We start from the raw sequence: 26,649 nt of genomic DNA on the forward strand, positions 1-26,649 counted from the left end.
TCCAATCAATCGTATTGGTTAAAAGATAAAGTTCGTGTTTGGGATTTAAAAGTTCTCCTAGCGTATTTCCTAAAAAATTATATTGATTTGTATCGATTTTATGTGAACGCATTTGACAAGGTTTTATGCACCAAGATACTAAAAACTGGTCTTTTTTGAACCCTATTTTGGTAATAAAAACAACTAAAAACACTATTAAAACTATCTTCTTGTAATAAAATAGGTTCGACTACTTATATTCCTGATATGGTTCTCTTAGCTAATTCGTATTTGGGATCCTAACACAGTTTATGGGTTTTCAAAAAATAAATACCATTGGAATACAGCAAGCAAACAAAATGATACACTTCTCAGCAATGGCTTATAACCTTAAGAAATACCTAAAATTCATTATAAAAATTGTAAAAAGTGATGTCAAAGCAATGAATCATTTTGTTTTACAGTTAAAAGAGCTATTTACACCTAAAATAAGGGTATTGGCTGACCTTAAAAATTGAAATTTCAATAGCAATTACAAAAAACAAAAGCCCCTTAAAATGGAGCTTTTGAGTTGGGTTATATGATTTATTACTGCCTTGCGTAACGATTACCAGTGTTGTGTGTAGTTATTTCTAGTCCATAAATTCATTCATTAGTCTAATTTGTCCTTTCAACATTGCAATTCCTTTATGAATTTTACAACCTTTTTCAATTGCCTTTTTTAGAGTACAAGTAATTTTGGGATTTGTTATTATTTCTGCAACAAGAGTGTTAGAAGCAAGATTTGAAAGCGATAATATTGGCTTGTCATTCTCTTGCATTCCAACTGAAGTAGCATTAATTAAAATGTCAGTATCCATTGAAATTTGGTCTTTGTAACCTATTTCAATGTTAGGATAGATAACTTTTAAATTTTCTATTAATGTAGAAGCTTTAGTTTTCGACCGATTATAAATAGTTAATTTCTTAATGCCATTTTCACATAGAGAATAAGCAATTCCAGAAGCTGCTCCACCCGCTCCAAGTAAAAAGATATTTTTTGATTTTATCGAATGTTTGTGATGCCTCAACCCTTCAATAAATCCATTTCCATCTAGTAAAGTACCTTTCAATAGTCCTTCCGATGTTCTTTTTATAACATTACAAGCTCCAACTCTTTTAACTTCTTCTGAAGCTTCATCAAGATATTTTACTATTTCAGTCTTATGAGGCATTGTAATTACTAAACCATTAAAATTTTGAATATATTTAAGCCCTTCAATAGTTGATTTTAAAGAGATTTTGTCAACGTGAATAGGAATAAGAACTTTGTTTTCTTTTTTCTTAGCAAAAAGATGATTCATTAACTTTGGTACGGACACATGATGAATTGGATCTCCTAGTATTCCATAAATTTTAGTTTTTCCGTTAATTTCCATTTTAGTGATTTTAATTACACACAGCGGTTTTGGCATGATTTCGTTGTTGAATTTCAACGATGACATTTTTATTTTACCGTTAAGTTTATTTTATAGTTTAATTCTTTGTTTTTGTGCGATTTAAGCCTTTTATAGTAAGCTTGTTTACTAATCCCAAAACACTGGTAAATCCATTTTACTTTAAACGATTTACTTTCTTTTTCGCTATTTCTTTTGCTAATGTTTTGGGCAAGAACTTTTTTGATAAATTGGTTCCAGTAATAATTTCCATATCAGCAATAATGTCTTGCTGAAACTCTTTAACGAATTCTAATTCTTCAATTTTTTCATTCAATTTCTTGATGGTATCATCTTTACTCATACTCTTTAATTTTTGATTAAAGGTAGCATATTTTTTAATCCAATAATGTAAATCCAATAATGTAAAGATGACCTAGAAATATCATACTTTTTTGAAGCGTAATTTACAGATATCTGTCCATTAGTTATTTGGGCAATGACGAATAATTTATGCTCAAAGGTTACTTTTTTGTACTGTATTTTTCGACAGTCTTGTTTTTCTTGTTTCATAAGTGACTATAATTAATTGTTTGATTTTTAGTCAACCTATTTCAGGAATTTACATAGAATTGCATAGCACATCACGAATTCCTTAATTTAAAATAAATTAAATGAGCAAAAGGAAATTGTTGGGATAATGCTGTGGTAGAATCATTCTTTAAAACACTGAAGTCTGAATTGATTTATCATCATAGTTTTAAAATCATAGAAGAAGCTAAATTAGCAGTATTTGAATATATAGAAGTTTGGTATAATAGACGAATGTAATCTTAGTCGTGATTTTCATTCATAAAAATATTTCAAATTCTTGTAAGATTTCCATCAAACTGTTCGAAGATTTTTCTGTTAGCTCTACTAAGTAGAATTGTTTTAAAATAGACGGTTTAGTTCACACTAAACCGTTTTTTTTATTTTATAATTTTTTTGACATTGATTTTTGATAATAATTAATTTGTATGTCCGTAATTAGTAATAATAAAGAACACCGTCATGCTGAACCTGCCAGCAGCAGGCGGGCTCGTTTTAGGGTGATGGACGTTATGTAAGATTATGGACAATCAGTAATTAATTTCTATTTTTTATCATTTGGTGTGCATTTAAATTCAATTAAATTGTATGTATTTGTTAAATTTAATTTAATAAGTGTTTTTTAGATATTTAAAAACCTAATAAAAATTGTAATATTGTATTCATAATTTTAGGTTTGAACTTTAAGAAAAGCATACTTTTTTATTTATTATTTCTGGCTGCTATTAAGTTAAGTGCTCAGGAATTACCACCTATACAAAATTATACTCCAGAAGATTACGGAGCAGAAAATCAAAATTGGTCTATATCACAATCATCTGAAAAATATATTTATGTAGCTAATAATAGCGGATTATTGGAGTATAATGGTGCAGAATGGAATCTCTATAATTCACCAAACAGCACTATTATTAGGTCTGTAAAAGTTATTGGTAATAAAATTTATACAGGTTGCTATATGGAATTTGGGTTTTGGCAACGTAATAAATTTGGTAATCTTTATTACACCTCATTAATTAACAAACTTAAAACTCCATTAATTGAAGGTGAACAATTTTGGAATATTATTGAATATGATAATTGGATTTTATTTCAAACGCATAATAGAATTTATTTTTATGATACTGTGAACGATGAATTTAATGTGATAAATTCAAACAATGCTATTTTAAAGGTTTTTAATATAAATGATATAATTTATTATTATGTTGAAAGTGAAGGTGTTTATAAAATAGTAAAAGGTAAAAATCAATTAATATATGATGAACCTATTTTTAAGAAAGATAGGGTTATAAATATGTTTTCAATTCATGGAGGCTTATTAATTCAGACTAGAAACTCTGGATTCTATGTTTTTAAAAATGATAAAATTTCAATTTGGAATATTGCTGCTTCAAATTTTTTAAAAAAGGTAAATGTCTTTAATAGTATTCAATTAAATGATAAAAGTTTTGTGTTAGGGACAATATCAAACGGAGTTGTTTTTTTAAGTAAATCAGGTGAAATTGAATATCAGATTAATCAAAAAAATGGTCTTATTAATAATACAGCGTTATCTATTTTTGAAGATGAAAATGAGAATATTTGGGTTGGATTAGATAACGGTATTAGTACCATAAATATTAAATCTGCAGTAAGAATTTTTAAGGATAATATTGGAAATATAGGCACAATATACGATTCTAAAATTTTTAATAGCTATTTATATATCGGTACAAATCAAGGTGTGTTTTATAAAAAATGGAATACTAAAAATAGCAGTTTCAAATTTATAGAAGGTACTGCTGGGCAAGTATGGAGCTTGTTTATTTTTGACAATAAACTTTTTTGTGGGCATGATTATGGTACTTTTATTATTAAAAAAAATAAAGCACAGTTAATTGCAAACATACATGGTACTTGGGGTTTTAGACCTGTGCCAAACAATAATCAGGAATTATTACAAGGTAACTATAAAGGTTTATATGTTTTAAGCAAGGAATCTGGAAGTTGGAAATTAAAAAATAAAATTAAAGGATTTGATAGTTCTGCTAGATATTTTAATTTTTTGAGTGATTCAGAAATTTGTGTAAGCCATGAATATACAACAGGAATTTTTACCTTGGAAGTGAATAGAAAATTGACTGAAGTAAACAAAATTAATAAAGATTCTCTTTTACCAGTTGGAAAAAGTTCAAGTTTATCCAAATATAAACACCAACTTTTGTACGCAGTAGAAAATGGAATTTTTAAGTACAATGTTAACAAAAAACATTTTTTAAAAGACACAATATTAAGTCCTCTTATATTGGACGGAGGCTTTTTGTCAGGGAAAATAGTTGTTGATGAAACGGGGAAATTATGGGGTTTTTCAAAAGAATACATAAGTTATGTTTCATTTAATAATATAACTAACAAATTAAAAATTAATAATCTCTCCATTCCAGCTAGTTTAAGAAAAGGAATTATTGGATATGAAAATATTTCTTATCTCGAAAAAAATAAATATCTTTTAGGAACAACAAACGGTTATTTAATTATTGATATTTCAAAAATTAATACTTCAGGGAAAAACACAATTTATCTTAATTCAATTGTTATAAAAAGTAGAGATAAAGTAGTTCAAAAACTTAATGTACTTCAAAACATAAAAACAACCGAATTAAAGGTTAATCAAAATTCAATTTTCTTTCAATATAGTGTGCCAGTTTACGATAAATATCAAATTATAAAATATCAATATAAGCTAAATGGTTATTATAATGACTGGAGTAATTGGGATTCACAAACTAATGTAAGTTTTGAAAACCTTTCATTTGGAAAGTATAATTTTGAAGTTAGAGCTAAAATTGGTAATAAATTAAGTCAAAATATTAGTAATTTTCAATTTATAATTAATAGACCTTGGTATCTTACAAAGTTGGCTATAATTATTTATGTATTCATTTTATTTGCCATAGCATTATTAATTCATAAAGCTTATAAAAAACATTATAAAAAGCAAATTGAGCATCAAGAAAAGGAAAATGAACGATTAAAAGTTCGTTTTAATAATGAAAAATTAAATCAAGAAATTGATTCCAAAAATAAAGAATTAGCAATTTTAACAATGAGTTTAATTAAAAAGAATGAAGTTTTAAATAACATTAAAAAAGAAATGAATTCTAAAAATTTAGAATTAAAAGACAATTCCGTAATAAAATTAATTGACCAAGATTTAAAGAATTCAAATGATTGGAAATTTTTTGAAGAAGCTTTTAATAGTGCAGATAAAAACTTTTTTGAAAAAATTAAAAAATCGCATCCAAATTTAACTCCAAATGATTTACGCTTTTGTGCATTTTTAAGATTAAATTTAACATCTAAAGAAATTGCACCATTACTTAATATTTCAGTTAGAAGTGTTGAAATAAAACGTTACAGATTACGAAAAAAAATGAATTTAAGTCATAAAGATAGCTTAATTAGCCATATTCTAGAAATTTAGAACTACAACATTTTTATTTTTTACCACAACATTACCTTTACGAAAACCTTATAGAGCTATATTTTTAGATTTCGTCCCATGCTACAAATTGTTATAACCTTGTTAAATCCGTCTATTTTAAAGGAATTATTTTAGATATCCTTAATTTTAAGGTTTTAAGTTTATGATGTATGTTTTTTGTATAGGTGTTATTTGTGAAATAAGTAATATTTAGGTTTAAATTTAAAAATGCTAATCGTATAACTAAATTAACTATATCGATTTAGTAAAACAAAAAACTATCAAAACTCAATATTTATGAAATTAAATTCATTTTCAAAAAAAGTAAGATTAATTTTTACACTTTTTTTATTTTTTAGTATTGTAGTCTCAGCTCAATCTAAAAAGAAAGTTACTGGTACAGTATATTCCACAGAGGATAATACTCCATTACCAGGTGCGTCAGTAGAAGAGAAAGGAACAAAGAATGGAGCGTCAACAGATTTTGACGGTAAATTTTCATTGGAGGTTTCTAATGCTTCAACCACTTTAATTGTATCTTATTTAGGATATAAAACTAAAGAGGTTACTATTACAAATTCATCTATGCGTATTACGCTTCAAGCTGATGTTAGTTCGCTTAATGAAGTTGTTGTAATTGGGTATGGTACTCAAAAAATAACAAAAATTTCAGGAGCTATTTCAACGGTTAAATCGGCAGAAATTGAGCAACTTAAACCGGTTAGAGCAGAAGAAGCTTTACAAGGAACTGCCTCTGGTGTATCTGTTATTCAAAGCGGTGTTCCAGGAAGCAAGCCTACTGTTTTAATCAGAGGTATTCCTTCTTATTCTGGAACCGATCCTGTAGTTATTATAGATGGCGTTCCACAAACTTTAGGTGATTTAAATGCTATTAATCCATCTGATATTAAATCTTTAAACGTATTAAAAGATGCCGCTACCACATCTATTTATGGTGTAAAAGGTGGTAATGGTGTAATTGTTGTTACTACACGAAGTGGGCATAAAAATCAAAAAGCTCAATTTACATTTAATACAAATTTAGGAGTACAATCCGTAATAAAAACTATTGGTGTATTAAACGCAACAGAATATGGAGCAATAGTAAATGAAGGCAGTTTAGCTGCTGGGGGAAATATAATTTTCCCTGATCTTTCAGTATTGGGAGTTGGAACAAATTGGCAAGACGAAATATTTAAAGATGCTGATATTATATCACATAGTTTATCTGCAAGTGGTGGTAGCGATAAAATGAGTTATTTTTTATCTACAAGTTATTTAGGTCAAGATGGTATTGTTGGTGGAGGAGACAAATCTAATTTTAATAGGATAAATGTTACTGCAAATCTTAATTTTAATTTATCACCTAAATTAAAATTAATTTTAAATACAAGTTATGTAAATATTAAAAGTCAATCTGTTTCATCAAATTCTTTTAATTCAATAATTGGTAGTGCACTAAATTTTGATCCTACAGTAGAAATATTTAATACGGTTCCAAATACAATTGGAACATATGGATATAGTAATTTATTAAAATCAGAAATTTTTAACCCACTTACTAAATTAGAAAATACTTATAATAGAAGTAATGGTAATAAACTTTATGGAAAAGCAGAATTACAATATGATGTAATAAAAAATTTAAAAGTAACCTCAAGGCTTGGTTATATTAAATGGGATCAAGTAGGTAAACGGTTTAATCCACTAGTATTTTACGGCCCGCAAAATGTATCAAGTACCTTAAATGCCGATGGTACTACAGTAGCAGGTAAACATAATAGCGTAACTGAATTCTCAAATTCTAACTTTGATTTCACTTTTGAAAATTTCGTTAATTATACCTTTAATATTAAAGAAAAACACAATTTTGATATTGTAGTTGGAATATCTGTTGCAAAAACCACAGGTTCAGGGTTTACAGCTTCAAGAGAGGATGTACGTGACAACTCATGGGCTTGGGCAGATATAAGTGCTGCAACTGGTATAAATACTGCTACAAATACTAAAGCCCAAACAGGTTCAAGTTATCAAAATTTAACTAGAAAAAATGCTTCTTATTTTGGTAGAATCAATTATGATTATGAAGGAAAATATTTAGCTTCATTTACAGGCAGACGGGATGGTTCTATCGCATTTGGTGCTAATAATAGATTCGGTAATTTTTATGCAGGATCACTAGGATGGGTTGCAACTAAAGAGGACTTTTTTAAATCAGATATTATAGATTTCTTAAAAATTAGAGGAAGTTACGGTACAACAGGTAATGAAAATGTACAGCCTCAGTTTGTAAGTATATCAACAGGTGGTCCTAGTTATGGCTCAACTGCTAATAGTAATGGTTATACTTTTAATGGTGTATTTTTTCCAGGTTCTACGGTTAATTCATTCAGTAATCCAACATTAAGATGGGAAAAACAAAAACAATTAAATGCTGGATTTGATATAAATGCACTAAAAAGATTTTCTTTAACTGCTGATTATTTCGAAAAGAAAGTAGATGGTCTATTATTTGTTGATGCACCACCTTTAATGGCTGGAACTTCGTTACCAGTAGCTTCTAACATTGGAACTACAAAAAGTACTGGTGTTGATTTAACTTTAGGTTATAATACTTTAGATACTAATAAATATAAATTTAATACATCATTTACCTTTACAACTTCTACTAATAAGGTAACAGCAACTAATAGTGATGGTACAGCTGTTGTTCGAGGAGGAAGTTTCTTTAATGGGCAAAGTCAATCTGTAACAAGATTTGAAAAAGGATTTACACCAGGTTATTTTTATGGTTGGGAAACAGATGGTTTGTTTCAAACAGCCGCAGAGGTTGCGTCTAGTCCTACTCAAATAGGGGCTGTTCCAGGTGATATTAAATTTAAAGATTTAAATGGCGATGGAAAAATTACGGATTTAGACAGAACAAAAATAGGAGATCCTTTCCCTAATTTTACAATGGGTTGGAATGTTAATATGTCCTATAAAGGATTTGATCTTAGTGTATTTACCTATGCATCCGTAGGAAATGATATTTATAGAGCTTATGAACGTAATGCACAATTCACTAATAAATTTAGAAATATTTTAGATAGATGGACTGGGCCGGGTTCAACTAATGATGCAAATAATCCTCGATATACTTTCTCTGATGCTAATAGTAATATTAGAGCTTCAGATAGATATGTTGAAGATGGTTCATTTGTGAAAATTAAAAATGTTGTTTTTGGTTATACCATTCCAAAATCAATGTTTGCAAGTAAAGTATTCACTAAAATTAGAGTATATGCACAAATTAAAAACCTTTATACATTTACTAATTATACTGGTTATGATCCTGAAATTGCTGGTGGTATTTTAAATACAGGTATTGACCGTGGAGCTTATCCACAGGCAAGAACCATTTCAGCAGGTGTAGACTTAAAATTTTAAACTTCTAAAATGAACAAAATGAAAAACATAAATAAAATTATAGGAATTATAATCCTTCTTTCGGCTTTTACAAGCTGTCAAAATTGGGTAGATTTTAATCCTCATGATGAATACAAAGTTACTGAAGCAGATTTTTTACAAACAGAATCTGACTATCAACAAATGGCTGTAAGCTGTTATACTCCTACGCAATGGCTAAACCAATTATATGTAGTTGGTGATGTTGCAACAGATAATGCAACAGCTGGAGGTGAAAATGCATCAGACGTTGGTAGATTGCAAGAAATGGATGATTATACCATAACTACTAATAATTCTTTAATTGCAGATTTATGGAAAGTAGCCTATGAAGGTGTTAATAGAACTAACTATTTAATAAGTTATAAAGATGCTAATAGTTTAGGCAATACTGTTGAATTTACTGGTAAAGAAGCTATGTATGGTGAAATTTATTTTTTACGAGCCTACTATTATTTTGATTTGGTAAAAATGTATGGCGATGTTGTTCTATTCACAGACCGCAAACTAGGAGTTGAAGATTTTGGAACTTTACAAAGATCTCCTAAAGCAGATGTATATGCACAAATTGAAAAAGATTTAAAGGCTGCAATAGAGGTTTTACCTCCTTCAAATCCAGAATTAGGAAGAGTAACTAAATATGCCGCTCAAGCCTTATTAGGTAAAGTATATTTATACGAAAACAAATTTGATGAAGCTGCTGCAATGTTAGAAAACGTTGTTAATGGCCCATTTAGTTTAGTTACAGATTTTGATTCCATGTTTTTAACAGACGGCGAAAACGGTCCCGAATCAATTTTTGAAGTACAATACTCTAATGGAAGCCCATATTATAATTGGGGAGGAGCAACTAGAGGTCAAGGTAATTATGCTGTGCAACAATGTGGAGTTAGAGGTTTGTCAGGAACTGCTGATATGCCATATGCTGCAGGATGGAGTACTAATTTACCAACTCAAGATTTAGCAAATGCTTATGAAGCTGGTGATCAAAGGAAAGATGCAACTGTTTTTGATGTGGAACAATATAAAATTGATAACCCATCCTTAAACGTTTCATTTGATGTTGCACCTTATAAAAATACAGGTTTATACAATAAAAAATACCTACCTAGAAAAGGGCACACTAGCGGTCAAGTAGAATTAAATTATGATAATAATCAACGAATAATAAGATATGCTGATGTTCTTTTAATGGCAGCTGAAGCAAATGTTAGATCTTCAGCACCTAATATTCCTAAAGCACAAGGATATTTAAATATGGTTCGAGATAGAGCATTTGGTGATGCTTCTCATCGTGTTACTGCTACAAAAGAAGCTATTTGGCATGAACGAAGACTGGAACTAGCTATGGAAGGAGATCGTCTTTTTGATTTAATTAGAACTGGACAGGCAGCAACAGTATTACCAAATTTTATTGTTGGTAAAAATGAAATTTTCCCTATTCCTCAGAGAGAAATTGATATTTCAGGACTTACCCAAAATCCTGGGTATTAATTATGTATAATTTTAAAAGCAAAATAATGAAACAAATAAAATATATTACAAGCTTACTTATCATAGTGGCTTTTGTGAGTGGATGTAGTGTAGATAAATACGAAGACCTATCTTCTTTAAGTTCTATAACTTCTCCAAGTAAAATTGAAGCTGTTTTTGATGTTACTGACGATAATTCAGGCGATGTAACCATTACTCCAAGTGGAGAGGCCGTTGGAACTTTTAACATTTATTTTGGCGATGACGCAGCAGCAGACCCAGCAACTGTCCAATCAGGAGATAAAATAGTGCATAAATATGCCGAAGGTGATTATACTGTTAAAATTGTAGGAGTTGCTTTAAATGGTGTTAAAACCGAAAAAACATATCCATTATCAATTGTGTATAGAGCTCCAGAAAATTTGAATGTTACTTTCACTAAAAATGTTCATAATCTAAAAGTTAAAGCTGAAGCAGATTATGCTGCTTCATTTCTAGTTTATTTTGGTGAAGATGCAAATGAAGTAGGAACTCCGTTAGAAATTGGTGGAGAAGTTGAACATGATTATGCTGTTGCAGGAAACTACACCGTTAAAGTAGTTGCCTTAAGTGGAGGTGCTGCTCAAACAGAACAGGTTACCGATGTAACAATGTTTGATCCTTATCTTTTACCAATAGATTTTGAAAACCCATTTGTAAATTACTTTTTTGGAACTTTTGGTGGTGGACAACAATTTAGCAAAGAAGCTAATCCTGATCCATCTGGTTTAAACACAAGTGCAACAGTTGGTAAATTTAGAAGAGGTTGGGAAGAATGGAGCGGAACATATTCTCGTTTAGATAATCCTACAGCTTTTGATTTTTCACAAGGTAGTAAAGTTAAAATATTGGTTTATACTCCAGATGCTGTAAATATTGGCAAGAAACTTAAATTAGAGTTGGAACAAGGAACTATTTCAAATGGAATTGCAATGTTAGAAGTGCCATTAACAACTTCTGGAGCTTGGGAAGAATTAGTATTTGATTTTGGACCAATGCTAACTGATGGAACTATTCCAGCAGGTACAACTTTTCCTCGTTTCGTGTTGAGATTCAATAGAGGAACTAATGGTGATTTTGCAACTATTTATATAGATGATATTAGATTTACTAACTAATAAATAATATGATAATTATGAGAACTAAAATAAAAACAATAGCCTTAATTTTTGCAGTTATCCTATTAGGATTTACAAGCTGCAAAGAAGATAATTATTCGTTAGGAGATTTATCGGCTCCAACAGATTTAACAATAACCGCAGATATTGCTGGTAAAACTGATGTATTGCCTAACGGTGATGGTTCAGGAATAGTAAATTTCACGTTTAATGCAAAAAATGCTATTTCTTATAAAGTAGATTTTGGTGATGGCTCCGCACCTAAAGTGTATCCTGCTACTAAATCTAAAAAATATGGTAAAGTAGGAACAAAACATTATAGAGTTATGGTTACTGCCATTGGAAAAGGAGGATCTACAACATCTCTAATTAAAGAAATAGATGTGTATTATGCTTTTAATGTTGACCCTGCCATAGTTACCATGCTTACGGGTGACAGTGCTACAGGTAAAACATGGATGATAGATTCAGATCTTAATGGAAACCTAGGTTTAGGCCCTGGACCAGATAGACCAGATGGAAATGCAGAAACTTTTGATGCCACTTGGTTTAAAGTTGGTCCAAATGGTAAAGCAGGGAAAGGAATCTACGATGATAGATACACCTTTACAAATACTAAAGTATATACTCATGTAACAAATGGTGATTTATACGGATATAAGTGGGCATTTGCTAGAGATTTTGATCCAGCAACCCCAGGTGTTTTTGGTGGATATGGTAGTGAATGGATACTTGATTATCCTGATTATACTGAGGGATTTGATTTTGATGGTGAAAAAGGTAGTGACGGTGTTGACAGAACAATTATTACTTTTGAAAAACTAGGATATTGTGGATTTTTTAATGGTTCACACAGAATGATGATTATAGAAATTACCGATACAACCATGTATTTAAGAGCTACATCTGATCCGGGAACAAATGATGCTACTTGGTATGTAAGGTTAAAAGTAGTAGCACCATAATCATAAATTATAAACTAATTGTTTAAGTTAATTTTGTTTCCATTATTGGTATTTGATTAATGAAAATGAACGTAAAAATCAAATACTATGATAATTTGAATTGAGATTTCTCCTAATTAGGAGGAATCTCTTTATCAAGAGAAAATTAAATTAAACTAATTACAAACTTATAGTATAATTTATATATAGTTAACTTTAAGTGAAATTTGAATTTCAGTAATAATGATGCTTCAATTTCAATACTTTTTCAATTTTAGTAATAATTATTAAAAAATAATTCAAATTAATTTTTTATAAAATGAGAATTGATCAGTTTATTGATAAAACAATAATGATGAGCCTTTTAGTTGCTCTTCTGTTATTTTGTTCTTGTGGTGGCGGAGGAGGTGATAATCCCATAATTCCACCATATCCAGTTATAGTAATACCTAGTAATCTTACTTTTTCAGTAGAAATAGTAGGATCAACTTCAAATTTACCATACGGTGATGGTTCGGGTACAATTAAAATTGATGTATCAGCAACAAATGCTGTTTCTTATGGATTCCGTCCTGGTACTGGAGGTGAAGAAAATAATGCTACTGGAACATTTGAATATACGTATAAAGAAAGTGGCACTAACACTTTTACTATTGATGTTTTAGCGTACTCATCAACAGGAAATTCAATAAAATCTTCAAAAGATATAACCATAATGGTAACGGCTACTTCAAATTTGGTTTGGTCTGATGAATTTGATTCAGGCACCACACCAGATACTACAAAATGGACTTATGATTTGGGTGATGGATGCCCTAATGTTTGTGGTTGGGGAAATAATGAATCTCAATATTATACGAGTAGAATTGACAATGTTAGTATTGAAAATGGAATTTTAAAAATTAAAGCCAAAAAGGAAAATTATCAAGGCTATGAATACACTTCAGCCCGATTAAAAACTCAAGGTAAATTTAGTTTTAAATATGGTAAAATTGAAATTAGAGCAAAACTACCTGAAGGTGGTGGAACTTGGCCTGCTATTTGGATGCTAGGTTCAAACATTACAACTGTTGGTTGGCCTGCTTGTGGTGAAATTGATATTATGGAGCATATTGGAAACGATTTAGGTACAATTCATGAATCTATTCACACTCCATCAAGTTATGGAGCAACTGTAAATACAAAAACAATTAATGTAGCCGATGCTTCAACAGCATTTCATATTTATGCCGTTAATTGGACCTCAGATAAAATAGAATTCCTAATTGATAATAAAGTATATTATACCTATAATCCATCAACAAAAAACAGTGATACTTGGCCGTTTAATGCTAATCAATTTATAATTCTTAATGTAGCTATGGGTGGTAATTTTGGAGGAAGCATAGACCCTAATTTTGTGCAAGGAACTATGGAAATAGATTATGTAAGAGTGTATCAGTAAGCCTAATTATAAAATTTAGTTATAAAAAATAACATTAAAATTAAAACCGAAATTTATTTAAATTAATCAATTTTTGAATCTTTTTATGCATAAATCATTCTTTATTAAAATCGCATTAATTTTACCTTTTATTGGGCTGTCTCAAAATTTAATTATTAACACAACCAATAGAAATACTACTACACTTAATGGTACATGGCATTATATTGTAGATCCTTATCAAACAGGATATTATAATTATAGACATCAGCCTTATGACCAATTACCTGAAAATAATAATGCTGCTTTTTATAATAATTATCATGCTAAAAATAAAATGGAATTGGTTGAATATAATTTTGATACATCTCCTACTTTATTAGTTCCAGGTGATTGGAATTCTCAAAAAGAAAAATTGTTTTATTATGAAGGTACCATTTGGTATAAAAAATCTTTTGATTATAATTTGCCTAACAAAAAACGTTTATTCCTATATTTTGGAGCCATAAATTATAAAGCAGAAGTTTACCTTAATGGAAAAAAACTAGGTACACATATAGGTGGTTTTACACCATTTAATTTTGAAATTACTTCTATTGTAAAACCCGTTGGTAATTATTTAGTGGTAAAAGTAGATAATACCAGACATAAAGATGCTGTTCCCACAACAAATACAGATTGGTGGAATTACGGCGGCATAACAAGAGATGTTAAATTAATTGAAGAGCCATTAACTTTTATTCAAGATTATAATATTCAACTTAAAAAAAACGATAAAAATAGTATTAATGGTTATGTTAAATTGAATAAGGGTTCCAAAAGTGAAAAAGTTATAATCTCTATCCCCGAATTAAAAATAGAAAAACAATTAACTACAGATAAAGATGGCAAAGTAAAATTTGAGATAAAATCAAAAAAAATAAAATATTGGAATCCCAAAAATCCAAAACTTTATGATGTTTCTATAAAAACTGATTATCAAACCTTAAAAGATCAAATTGGTTTTAGAACTATTGAAACCAAAGAATCAAATATTTTATTAAATGGTAAATCAATTTTTTTAAGAGGTATTAGTATTCATGAAGAAAACCCTATGCGAGGTTCAAGAGCTTATAGTACAGATGATGCTTTGGTAGCCTTAAACTGGGCTAAAGAGTTAGGTTGTAATTATGTTCGATTAGCACACTATCCACATAACGAACACATGCTAAAATTAGCAGATAAAATTGGAATGATGGTTTGGGAAGAAATTCCAGTTTATTGGACCATAGATTTCAACAATAAAAATACTTTACAAAATGCTGAAAATCAATTATCAGAAGCCATTACTAGAGATAAAAATAGAGCTTCCATTATTATTTGGTCTATGGCAAATGAAACGCCTCCTTCAAAAGCAAGAAATAATTTTATTAAAAATTTAATTAACCTTACCAAAAGTATAGACAGCACCCGATTAATAAGTGCAGCGTTAGAAAAACATAATAGTAACGGGGTAAATATTGTAGATGATGAAATTGGAAAATACTTAGATATTGTTGCTTTTAATCAATATACTGGATGGTATGGAGGTTCTTTAGAAGATGCTCCAAACGCAAAATGGAATATTAAATTTAACAAACCAGTTGTTATTTCAGAGTTTGGTGGTGGTGCTTTGCAAGGTTTACATGGTACAGCTAAAGAACGTTGGACAGAAGAATATCAAGAATATTTATATCAACAAAATATTAAAATGATTGAAAAAATTCCAAACATTAGAGGAATGAGCCCTTGGATTTTGGCAGATTTTAGATCTCCAAAAAGAGTGTTACCTGGTATTCAAGATGGTTGGAATAGAAAAGGGCTTATATCAAATGGTGGAGTTAAAAAGAAAGCTTTTTTTACTTTAAAAGATTTCTATAAAAAAATTAAAAAACAATACAACTAATCGTATTTAACAATGACCTACAAAAATTTATTTTTAATTTTATTTATAGCAATCATTTACTTTTCTTGTGGTAAAAAAAATCAAATTTCACCCGAAAAAAAAGAAAACCAAGTAAAGCAATATAAATTAGTATGGTCAGATGAATTTAATGGAAATAAAGTTAACAAAGGAAATTGGTCATTTGTTTTGTGGAAAGCAGGAAAAGTTAACAATGAATGGCAAAAATATGTTGAAAATATAGAAAATTATAAGGTAGAAAACGGAATTTTATCCATCTCTGCAATCAGAACTGGGAAAAATGAAAAAGGCGGATATACTTCTACCAGATTATCCAGTAAAAATAAAAAAGAATTTAAATATGGACGTATAGAATTTAGAGCAAAAATGCCAATGGGCAAAGGAACTTGGCCAGCTTTATGGATGCTTGGTTCTAATCATGATAATGCCGGATGGCCAAAATGCGGAGAAATTGATATCTTAGAATATGTAGGATACCAACCAAACACAACGCATACTAACATTCATACACAAGATGATTTTGGAGTAACAAATAACAAAACCGCCATTAATGTAAAAACTGCAGAAAAAGATTTTCATACTTATGGAATAATTTGGACAAAAGATGCTATAAAATTTTATGTAGATAGTCCAGACAATATTAAAAATACATATATCCCAAAAGAAAAAAACATCAAAAATTGGCCATTTAATCAACCATTTTACTTAATAATGAATTTTGCTGTTGGTGGAGTTTGGGGTGGAAAAGAAGGAGTAGATAAAACAATTTGGCCACAAACTATGCAAGTTGATTATGTTAGAGTTTATCAATTAAAACAAAACGATGGAAATTAAGAAGATTTTATATTTAATAGTTGTTTCTTTATTGTTACAATTCAATGTTAATGGTCAAAATATTACATTAATGACGTATAACTTGCGTTTAGATTTAGCCTCTGACGGAGAAAATGCATGGCCAAATAGAAAAGAAAATTTAGTTTCTCTAATTAAATTTTATTCACCAGATATTTTTGGAACACAAGAAGGACTTCCGCATCAAGTTAATTATATTAATAATCAATTAGAAAATTACAACATAATTGGTCAGGGTAGAGAAGGAGGAAATAAAGGGGAATATTCCGCTATTTTTTATATAAAAAATAATTTTAAAATTGAAAAGCAGCATACATTTTGGTTATCACCAACCCCTAACAAAGTTTCAAAAGGTTGGGATGCCGCCTATCTTAGAATTTGTACTTATGCTTTATTTACAGATATAAAAACAAATCGAATTTTTTGGGTTTTTAACACACACTTAGATAATGTTGGAAAAGTAGCTAGAGAGCAGGAGTTAAAAATGATTTTAGATAAAATTAATACGGTAAACACGCTTAATTATCCTGTTATTTTTATGGGAGATTTTAATTCAGTACCAAATAGTGAGTTAATTACTGATTTATCTAAAAAAATGAATGCTGCTAAATCAATTTCAATTGAAAAACCATTTGGACCTGATGGTACTTTTAATGCATTTCAATTTAATAAACCTATAAATAAAAGAATAGATTACATTTTTGTTTCAAAACAAAAACAAATTAAAGTTAAAAAATATGCTGTTTTAAGCGATCATAAAAATTTAAAATATCCATCTGATCATTTACCAGTATTTGTAGAATTAAAATTAAATAATTAACCATGAAAATAATTTATCAAATAGTAGCACTGTCATTTTTAATGTTATTATTTACAAACTGTAATAATAAAAAGGAAAATATTAGTACTAGCTCATTTTTAAATAATAACATTGAACATAAAGTAGATTCTGTATTAGCATTAATGACACTTAAAGAAAAAGTTGGACAAATGGTTCAATATAATGGTAGTTGGGATGTTACAGGACCTCCATCTAATGTTAGCGATAAAGATAAATTAGAAAATTTAAAAAATGGCGGTGTTGGCTCTATGTTAAATGTCGTTTCAGTCAGAAAAGTTAGAGAGGCTCAAAAAATTGTTATGGAAAATACAAGATTAAAAATTCCGTTAATTTTTGGTTATGATGTTATCCATGGCTTTAAAACAATTTTTCCAATCCCTTTAGGAGAAAGTGCAAGTTGGGATCTTAAAATTATTAAAAAATCGGCTCGTATTGCTGCTAAAGAAGCTTCTGCATCTGGTATAAATTGGACATTTGCACCTATGATTGACGTTTCTCGTGATGCTCGTTGGGGTAGAATTATGGAAGGTTCTGGAGAAGACCCTTTTCTTACCTCTAAAATTGGAGTAGCAAGGGTGCTAGGTTTTCAAGGAAATGATTTAAGCAAAAATTTCACTATTGCTGCTTGTGCTAAGCATTTTGCAGGCTATGGTTTTGCCGAAGCAGGTAGAGATTATAATACCGTTAATGTTGGAATACATGAATTACATAATGCTATTTTACCACCATTTAAAGCAGTAGCAAAAGCAGGAGTAGCCACTTTTATGAATGCTTTTAATGAAATAGATGGAGTCCCTTCTACAGGAAGTGAAAATTTACAAAGAACCATTTTAAAAGAAGGTTGGAAATGGGATGGATTTGTGGTTTCCGATTGGGGTTCAATAGGTGAAATGATTACTCATGGTTACGCTAAAGATAAAAAACAAGCAGCAGAATTAGCTGTAAAAGCAGGAAGCGATATGGATATGGAATCGTATGTATATCAAAATTATTTAGAAAAATTAGTTAAAGAAGGTAAGGTTGATATTTCATTATTAAATGACGCTGTAAAACGTATTTTAAGAGTTAAATTTAAACTTGGTCTTTTTGACGATCCATATAAGTATTGTAATGAAAAACGTGAAAAAACAGAAATATTCACAAAAGAAAATCAAGATTTTGCTCGTGAAGATGCCAAAAAATCAATTGTATTATTAAAAAATAGCACTAATTTATTACCAATAAACAAAAAAATAAAAACGATAGCGGTAATTGGTCCATTAGCGGATGATAAAGATGCACCAATTGGAAACTGGAGAGCTAAAGGAGGCTCAAATTCAGCAGTTTCTTTACTTGAAGGTGTTAAATCAGCTGTTAGTAAAAACACTAAAATTATTTATCAAAAAGGATGTGTACTTGTAAAAAAAGATGATAAACAACATACTGGATTTTTATTTCCTTTAACATTTAATACTACTGATAAATCTGATATTCCTGCTGCTGTAAATGCGGCAAAAGAAGCCGAAGTCGTAATACTTGCAATAGGTGAAGTAGCTTTACAAACAGGTGAAGGAAGAAGTCAAGCAAAAATTGGATTTTCAGGAGTGCAACAAGACTTGTTAGAAGCTATTTATAAAGTAAATAAAAACATTGTTATTGTTTTAATGAATGGTCGTCCAATGCAAATTACTTGGGCAGCAGAACATGTACCTTCAATTTTAGAATGCTGGCATTTAGGCTCTCAGTCTGGTAATGCTATTGCCGATGTTTTATTTGGAGATTATAATCCTTCTGGTAAATTGCCAGTTTCATTTCCTTATCATGTAGGGCAAGAACCATTATATTATAATCATAAAAATACAGGAAGACCTTTCAATCCAGTTAATGTTACTTATTCTGGTTATACAGATTCTCCAAAAATAGCTTTATTTCCTTTTGGTTACGGATTAAGTTATACCACTTTTGATTATAAAAATTTAAAACTCGATAAATCTGAAATGAATAAAGATGGGAGTATAAAAGCTTCTGTAGAGGTTACAAATACAGGTAAAATAGAAGGGGAAGAAGTTGTACAAATGTATATTAGAGATTTGGTAGGAAGCTTAACAAGACCTGTAAGAGAATTAAAAGGATTCGAAAAAATTTCTTTAAAATCGGGCGAAACTAAAACGGTTACTTTTACTTTAAATAGAGAGTTATTGCAATTTTATACTGCTAATAATAAATGGGAAGTAGAACCGGGAGATTTTAATGTTTGGATTGGTGGAAGTTCTAAAGCTAAATTAATGACTTCTTTTACAGTTAAATAAAGTTTTAATTGGTTATTAATGTAAGCAGAAAAAACCTTCGAAAGAAAAAAATAAAAACTAATTATAATTCATTTAATATGTTAAAAAAGTATTTATTAATATTCATTTTTGGACTTTCCTTATTTTCTTGTAATAGAAGTCTTAAAGTCATAAACTTAGAAAATAGTAATGAACAACAGTTTTATTATTTTGCTAATGGTCATTTAAGTAAAGATAAATATGCTTTTAAAACCATTAAAAAAGATGGTAAAATAGCAGGGGAAATTGTAAGAGCTTCAGACGCTAATGTTTGGTCTGGTATTGCAACTGAATTAGTAAAACCAGTTCAAATTAAAGATGGAAATAGATTTACAATGGATGTTCTTATGGATCATTTAGGTTCGTTTAGTTTTAAATTAGAAGATTCTAAAGATGGCGGTTCAAATTCAACAATTTCCGTAAAAAATACACGAATAAATGAATGGGAAACTTTAGTGTTCGATTTTTCAAACGCTATTTTTGGAAATCCATCTTATAATAAAATTACACTTTTTGTAGATTTAAATAAAAAACCAACTGGTAAAGATGAAATAACTTATTTTGCTAATATTCGTCAAATTCCTAATGAATATAAAAAGGTAATCAATGGGAAAAAAGAAGATGCAATTAAAATTGTAGTTCTTGGCTCATCAACGGCTGCGGGTACTGGGCCAAAAGATTCTAAAAATGCTTGGGTAAATCGTTATCGTAGAAAAGTAATTAGATCTAATGGATATAATGAAGTTATAAATTTAGCCGTTGGTGGTTATACAACTTATCAATTATTACCTTCAAATGCTAAATTAAAAGCAAATAGGCCAAAACCAGATATAGCACATAATGTAACCAAAGCCATATCATTTAATCCCGATGCAGTTATCATAAATTTACCAAGTAATGATGTAAGTAGTGGTTACTCAATAAAAGAGCAATTAGACAATTATACACAAATAACTAATGCATTAGATGCAAATAAAATTCCTTATTGGATAAGTACTACCCAAGGTAGAAATATGTCTAAAGAAAAAAGAAAATTACAAAAAATAATGAAAGACTCTACCGAAACAAGATACGGCAGACATACATTAGATTTTTGGAAAGGATTTGCAAATTGGAATGGAACAATTAAGAAAAAATTTAATAGTGGAGATGGTGTTCATATGAATGATATTGCACACAAATATCTTATGGAAGAAGTATGGAATAAAGATATTTTGGGATATGTGCTAGATAAAAGAAAAGGAATTGTCCGTAAAGATAGTGCTTATACCTCTCCTTTAAAATATAAAGATTACCATTTAGTTTGGCAAGATGAATTTAATGATGATACATTGAAAACTAAAAATTGGTCTTATGAATTAGGTAATGGCTGCCCAAATTTATGTGGTTGGGGAAATAATGAAAAAGTGTGGTATAAAAAAGAAAATGCCGTAGTTAAAGATGGTAATCTGATTATTACTGCTAAAAAAGATAATAAGCATAAAGGGTATTGGTCTTCTTCAAGAATTAAAACTAGTGAAAAAGTTAATTTTAATTTTGGAAGAATAGATGTAAGAGCAAAATTACCAAAAACACGAGGCTTGTGGCCAGCAATTTGGTTACTTGGTCAGAATATTTCTGAGAAAGGTTGGCCATATTGTGGTGAATTAGATATTATGGAAGAAGTTGGTCATATACCATTTAGAGTTAGAGGAACAACCATTTTTAATGATGCAACAAAAAATACGCAATATATTGGAGAAAAATACGAATTGCGATACAGTAATTTTAGTGATGATTTTCACGTTTTTTCTATTGTTTGGGATGAAAAAGGCATTAAATATTTAGTTGATAATAAGAAATATTATGATAAAACATATAAAGAGTTAAATATTGATAAGGACAATAATCCGTTTTTTAAACCTTTTTTTATGATATTGAATTGTGCTGTAGGAGGAAATTTACCAGGCAACCCAGATTATACTTCTCGTTTTCCACAAACTTTTAAAATTGATTATGTACGTTATTTTAAAGAAAATAGAGTCCGATATTATCCAAAAGTGGTGAAAAAAGTTGCAAAAATGCCTAAAAAAGATAAAGTTTGGGTGTATTTAATGGCTGGTCAATCCAATATGGAAGGAAATGGACAAATTATGCCACAAGACACCATTCCAAATCCAAGATTAATAACGATTAACACAAAAGGAGAATGGGTAATATTAAAAGAACCAATTAACTTAAATTTTCCTTGGTATCGTAAATTAGATTGCGGGCGTAGTTTTGGCAATGAATTACTAAAAAAAGTACCTAAAGATGTAACTGTAGCTATGATTTCTACAGCCGTTGGGGGAAGTAGTGTAAACCAATGGTTAGATGATTCCGAATTTAGAACAATGCATCTATGGAGTAATATCACAAAAATGATTGGTAAAGCAAAAAAAGTTGGAATCATAAAAGGGATGATTTGGCATCAAGGTGAAACAGATGCAAAACCAGAAATGTTTGCAACTTATACAACAAAATTAAACACTTTATTTACAAAAATTAGAAAAGAATGTGGTAATAAAAATATGCCAATTGTTGTTGGTGAATTAGGAGATTTTGGAGTAGATAGACCAGATTGGAAAAAATTCAATAAAATTTTAGAAAAATACGCTAAAAAGAATGATAATATTGAAATAGTAAAAACTTCTGATTTAAAAACTATGGGTGATAATGTGCATTTTAATAATGTAAGTTTACGTATTTTAGGTAAACGTTATGCAGATTTAATGCCAATAAAATAGGATAATTTTATACTAATAACCTGAGTTCGATGTAAGAAAATAAATACCGGGTTGAAAATCAACAAGCTACGTCATTGCGATGAATGAAGCAAAGCGAAATGAGGAAGCAATCTCATTTTTATGAAAAGATTACTTCAAATTATGGCACTACATTTATAATTTTCGCAATGACATTTTGATTTTCAGTTATTTAAAGTAAATCCTTAGGTCGAACTCAGGTTAATAAAGTAATCATAAATTTAAATAATCAAGCCAACATGAAACTTACTTCATATTGCGATATTATTTTAGGGGGCGAATAAAATGTCGAAAAATATTTTGGAATTTAACCTGAAGGACTAAATATTACTAAGGATTAGAAAATAAAGTGAGAGAAATTCTAAATTTAATTAATGATATACGAAAATGAAAAAAGGAATATTAATATTTTGTGTTTTTTTACTTATTGGCTGTATTCATAAAAAAGAGAAATGGGTGTTTATGATGGCTGGTCAATCTAATATGGCAGGAAGAGGTATTGTTGAAGCTCAAGATACCGTTACAAATTCAAATATTTTTATGCTTAATAAAGAAATGAAATTGGTTTTAGCAAAAGAACCATTACACTTTTATGAACCTAAATTAGATGGTTTAGATTGTGGACTTTCCTTTGCAAAAGAATTACATAAAAATCTACCAAATAATATTGATATAGTTTTAGTGCCTTGTGCTGTAGGTGGTAGCTCAATCAGTCAATGGTTAGGTGATTCATTATTTAGGAATGTGAAATTGTATAGCAATTTTAAAAAAAGAATGGAATATGCAAAAAGTATTGGAAGTATTAAAGGTATTTTATGGCATCAAGGAGAAAGTGATGCACACCAAAAAACATTGCCACTATATCGTAAAAAACTACAACAATTATTTAAAAACTTTAGGCATGATGCAGGAAATGATAAATTGCCTATACTTGTAGGAGAATTAGGAAATTATGCTAAACCTGAAAAAAGAAATAAAAACTGGAAAACATTAAATAGTATTTTGCATAAAATAGCTGAAAAAGACACTAATATATATGTAATTTCTTCGGTTGGACTAACAAGTAACCCAGACAAGGTTCATTTTAATTCTAAATCACAACGTAAATTGGGCAAGCGATTTGCAAAACAATTTATTAAAATAAATAAACAAAAGAATAATAATTAAATTGAAATATATTATGAGTACTACATCAAACAAACGAATTAATATTTATTTTATAACCATAGTTATAACCTTAGGAGGATTGTTATTTGGATATGACACAGGAGTAATTAACGGTACGCAATTTTACTTTTCTAAATATTTTGAATTAACGGGGGCTTTAAAAGGATTTATAGTAAGTAGTGCATTATTAGGAGCTTTGGTTGGTGCAGCAGGTGCAGGTATTTTAAGTAAAAAGATTGGGAGGAAAAAATCTTTGATAATTTCGGCAGTATTTTTTATGATATCTGCTTGGGGATCAGGCTTACCAAGTATGTTGCCACAATCTATTACATTATTGGTGATTTTTAGAATTATAGGTGGTGTTGCCATAGGAATTGCTTCTATGAATGCACCTATGTATATTGCAGAAATAGCTCCTGCAGAAAAACGAGGAAATTTGGTAACATTTTATCAACTTGCCATTGTTATAGGATTTTTTGTAGTGTTTTTAGCAACGTATTTTATTGGCTCTGAATTAACCGATAGTGAAAATATATCTTATGGGTGGCGACAAATGTTTTGGTCAGAAATGATTCCGGCATTTTTATTTTTAGGTTTATTATTTTTTGTACCAAAAAGTCCGAGATGGTTAATGATAAATAATAAAGATGAAGAAGCAAAAGGCATTTTAAAAAGAATTCATGGAGATGCAATTGCAGAAAAAGAATATTCAGATATTAAAATAGCTATAGAAAATGATATAAAATCGGCTAAAGTATCAGTATTTACCAAATCGTTATTACCCATTGTAATTATAGGAACCGTATTGTCCGTATTACAACAATTTACAGGAATAAATGCCGTGTTATATTACGGAGCCGATATTTTTGAACAAGCGTTAGGTTTTGGGCAAGATGATGTTCTAAAACAACAAATATTATTAGCAACAGTTAATTTACTGTTTACGTTTGTAGCTATGTTTACGGTAGATAAATTAGGAAGAAAACCATTATTAATGATTGGAGGATTCGGCATGTTAATTGGTTTTTTAATGATGGGTTTCACGTTATATTTTAGTAGTTATTCAAATATTAATTCAGCAGGTTTACCAACTATATCATCTACAGAAGGCATTATAAGTTTGGTGGGAATTTTGATCTTCATAGGTTCATTTGCTATGTCAATGGGACCTGTAGTTTGGGTAATATTATCCGAAATATTTCCTAATAAAATACGAAGTGCTGCTATGTCTATAGCTGTAGCAGGACAATGGTTAGCAAATTATTTTGTGTCTCAAACTTTCCCGATAATGGTAGATAGTGACGCTAATAAATTACAGATGAATGGAGGAATTTGGAACAATTCGTTACCCTATTTTGTATTCTCTTTCTTCATCATCATCATTATTTTGTTTGTTTGGAAATTTATTCCAGAAACCAAAGGAAAAACCTTAGAAGAAATGGAAAAAGTATTTCAAAAATAAAATAAAGGATCTCACTTCAAATATAAAAAGAGGCGGTCTGAAAAGTGAAATTTTCGTCAACCTGAACCTGCCAGTAGCAGGCGGGCTCGTTTCAGGTTCTCATAATTTATTGTAATCAACAATGTGAGATTCTGAAATAAATTCAGAATGACAGTTTTCAGGACTTTTCAGACCGCCTCTTTTTAGTTTCAATTTTGAATTAGACAGAAAAAATGTAAGTAATTAGCGATATATTAGACAAATAATATTAAATAAGATGATATGAATTTTAAAATTTGGATAACTGTTGTACTAAGTTTTACAATTGCCATTTCTACCGCTCAATTTAAAAATCCAAAAGACTTAAACTTTACATGGAAAACGGATACCTTAAAGCATTCAGTAAATTTATCTGAAATTCAAATTGTATTACCAAAAGGCTCTTTTCCAACGTTAGACAATCCAAAATTTGTGGGTAAAACTAAAGGGTTAACAATGTTTTTTCTGAAAGAACCTGTTATTGCTGTTGAAATTAATGGAGAAGCAAAAGCATATTCTTTAAATATTTTGACTATGCATGAAATTGCAAACGATATGTTAGGAGGTCAGCCTATTTTGGTTACTTATTGTCCGCTTTGTAATTCTGGAATTGTGTATAGTAGAAAATTAAATGTAGGAGGAAAAGAAGAAATTTTAGAATTTGAACCTTCTGGAATGTTGCGAAACAGCGATATGGTTATGCTGGATAGAAAAACAGAATCGTTATGGCAACAATTATTGGGAGAAGGTATTGTTGGTAAATACACAAATGCTCAGTTAAACATTATTCCTTCCTTAATTATTTCGGTAGATGAATTTTTTAGCCGTTATCCTAAAGGAAAAATTCTTTCAAAAGAAACTGGTTTTGTTGCTTCTGAGAAACAATATGGTAAAAATCCGTATGTTAAATATGATGGAAAAAATGCTCCAATTCAATACTTTTTTGATAGTGATAAAGTGGATAAAAGATTACCCGCACTTGAGCGAATTGTGGATATTGAACATAATGGAGATTATAAAATTTACTCATTCACAAGTGTAGCCAAAAAAGGAGTATTAAATGATACTTTTAAAGGAACAAATGTGGTGCTTTTTTATCAGTCAGGTACAATTTCTGTTTTAGATGAAAAGGATATTTCCAAATCTAAAGATATTGGTTCTGTAACCATATTTAAATCAAAATTAAACAATAAGTTATTAACTTTTAAAAAGGATAAAAAATTTATAATTGATACACAAACTAATTCAAAATGGGATATTACGGGGTATTGTTTTCGTGGAAAATTAAAAGGAAGTCAATTAAAAATAGAGCCACATAGTAATCATTTTGCATTTGCTTGGTTAGCATTTCATCCTAAAAGTGAAATTTATAAGGATTAAGTA

At 29.5% G+C, this 26,649-nt stretch carries 16 protein-coding genes and 1 pseudogene; 15 read left to right on the plus strand and 2 right to left on the minus strand.

Translation table 11 applies throughout. From position 1 onward, the window contains the following. Positions 1 to 611: 611 nt before the first annotated feature. The gene (locus L3J60_RS01160; RefSeq protein WP_291973526.1) at positions 612 to 1,397 is read right to left on the minus strand and encodes a hypothetical protein; all 786 of its coding nucleotides are present in this window, start codon (positions 1,395 to 1,397) and stop codon (positions 612 to 614) included. A gap of 175 nt (positions 1,398 to 1,572) precedes the next feature. Further along, positions 1,573 to 1,758: a hypothetical protein gene (locus L3J60_RS01165; protein ID WP_291973529.1), complete on the minus strand. Its 186-nt coding sequence runs from the start codon at positions 1,756 to 1,758 to the stop codon at positions 1,573 to 1,575. Between the two features lie 317 nt (positions 1,759 to 2,075). Between L3J60_RS01165 and L3J60_RS01170 the strand changes: the two are divergent. From L3J60_RS01170 to L3J60_RS01240, 15 genes and pseudogenes are all read left to right on the plus strand, one after another. Continuing rightward, positions 2,076 to 2,225 (plus strand): annotated as a pseudogene (locus L3J60_RS01170) (IS3 family transposase); the annotation flags it as partial. A 436-nt stretch (positions 2,226 to 2,661) separates the two neighbouring features. Beyond that, positions 2,662 to 5,451: a triple tyrosine motif-containing protein gene (locus tag L3J60_RS01175; RefSeq protein WP_291973531.1), complete on the plus strand. Its 2,790-nt coding sequence runs from the start codon at positions 2,662 to 2,664 to the stop codon at positions 5,449 to 5,451. Between the two features lie 297 nt (positions 5,452 to 5,748). Beyond that, a complete protein-coding gene (locus tag L3J60_RS01180) occupies positions 5,749 to 8,880 on the plus strand; it encodes a TonB-dependent receptor (protein ID WP_291973533.1) in 3,132 nt (1,043 codons plus the stop codon). An 18-nt stretch (positions 8,881 to 8,898) separates the two neighbouring features. Beyond that, positions 8,899 to 10,392, plus strand: coding sequence for a RagB/SusD family nutrient uptake outer membrane protein (locus L3J60_RS01185; protein ID WP_291973535.1), 1,494 nt, complete (start codon positions 8,899 to 8,901; stop codon positions 10,390 to 10,392). 26 nt (positions 10,393 to 10,418) lie between these two features. After that, positions 10,419 to 11,528 carry a hypothetical protein gene (locus L3J60_RS01190; RefSeq protein WP_291973537.1) on the plus strand — a complete coding sequence of 370 codons (1,110 nt, stop codon included), beginning with the start codon at positions 10,419 to 10,421 and terminating at the stop codon, positions 11,526 to 11,528. Positions 11,529 to 11,545: 17 nt separating this feature from the next. Further along, positions 11,546 to 12,493, plus strand: coding sequence for a PKD domain-containing protein (locus L3J60_RS01195; RefSeq protein ID WP_291973539.1), 948 nt, complete (start codon positions 11,546 to 11,548; stop codon positions 12,491 to 12,493). Positions 12,494 to 12,791: 298 nt separating this feature from the next. Next, on the plus strand, positions 12,792 to 13,916 hold the full coding sequence (locus tag L3J60_RS01200) for a glycoside hydrolase family 16 protein (protein ID WP_291973541.1): 1,125 nt from the start codon (positions 12,792 to 12,794) through the stop codon (positions 13,914 to 13,916). A gap of 85 nt (positions 13,917 to 14,001) precedes the next feature. Further along, complete coding sequence (locus L3J60_RS01205) at positions 14,002 to 15,819, plus strand: glycoside hydrolase family 2 TIM barrel-domain containing protein (RefSeq protein WP_291973542.1); 1,818 nt, start codon at positions 14,002 to 14,004, stop codon at positions 15,817 to 15,819. 12 nt (positions 15,820 to 15,831) lie between these two features. Further along, complete coding sequence (locus L3J60_RS01210) at positions 15,832 to 16,671, plus strand: glycoside hydrolase family 16 protein (RefSeq protein WP_291973544.1); 840 nt, start codon at positions 15,832 to 15,834, stop codon at positions 16,669 to 16,671. After that, the gene (locus L3J60_RS01215) at positions 16,661 to 17,509 is read left to right on the plus strand and encodes an endonuclease/exonuclease/phosphatase family protein (RefSeq protein WP_366836638.1); all 849 of its coding nucleotides are present in this window, start codon (positions 16,661 to 16,663) and stop codon (positions 17,507 to 17,509) included. The genes L3J60_RS01210 and L3J60_RS01215 overlap by 11 nt, the downstream gene beginning before the upstream one ends. Positions 17,510 to 17,511: 2 nt before the next feature. Further along, positions 17,512 to 19,818 carry a beta-glucosidase BglX gene (gene bglX, locus L3J60_RS01220; protein WP_291973546.1) on the plus strand — a complete coding sequence of 769 codons (2,307 nt, stop codon included), beginning with the start codon at positions 17,512 to 17,514 and terminating at the stop codon, positions 19,816 to 19,818. Positions 19,819 to 19,895: 77 nt separating this feature from the next. Beyond that, a complete protein-coding gene (locus tag L3J60_RS01225; protein ID WP_291973548.1) occupies positions 19,896 to 22,601 on the plus strand; it encodes a sialate O-acetylesterase in 2,706 nt (901 codons plus the stop codon). Between the two features lie 405 nt (positions 22,602 to 23,006). After that, the gene (locus L3J60_RS01230; RefSeq protein ID WP_291973550.1) at positions 23,007 to 23,786 is read left to right on the plus strand and encodes a sialate O-acetylesterase; all 780 of its coding nucleotides are present in this window, start codon (positions 23,007 to 23,009) and stop codon (positions 23,784 to 23,786) included. Between the two features lie 13 nt (positions 23,787 to 23,799). Then, positions 23,800 to 25,248 carry a sugar porter family MFS transporter gene (locus L3J60_RS01235; RefSeq protein ID WP_291973553.1) on the plus strand — a complete coding sequence of 483 codons (1,449 nt, stop codon included), beginning with the start codon at positions 23,800 to 23,802 and terminating at the stop codon, positions 25,246 to 25,248. A 261-nt stretch (positions 25,249 to 25,509) separates the two neighbouring features. Continuing rightward, on the plus strand, positions 25,510 to 26,646 hold the full coding sequence (locus L3J60_RS01240; RefSeq protein WP_291973556.1) for a DUF3179 domain-containing protein: 1,137 nt from the start codon (positions 25,510 to 25,512) through the stop codon (positions 26,644 to 26,646). The last annotated feature ends 3 nt before the right edge of the window (positions 26,647 to 26,649 follow it).

It is taken from the genome of Lutibacter sp. (assembly GCF_021647475.1).
Lineage (GTDB): Bacteria > Bacteroidota > Bacteroidia > Flavobacteriales > Flavobacteriaceae > Lutibacter.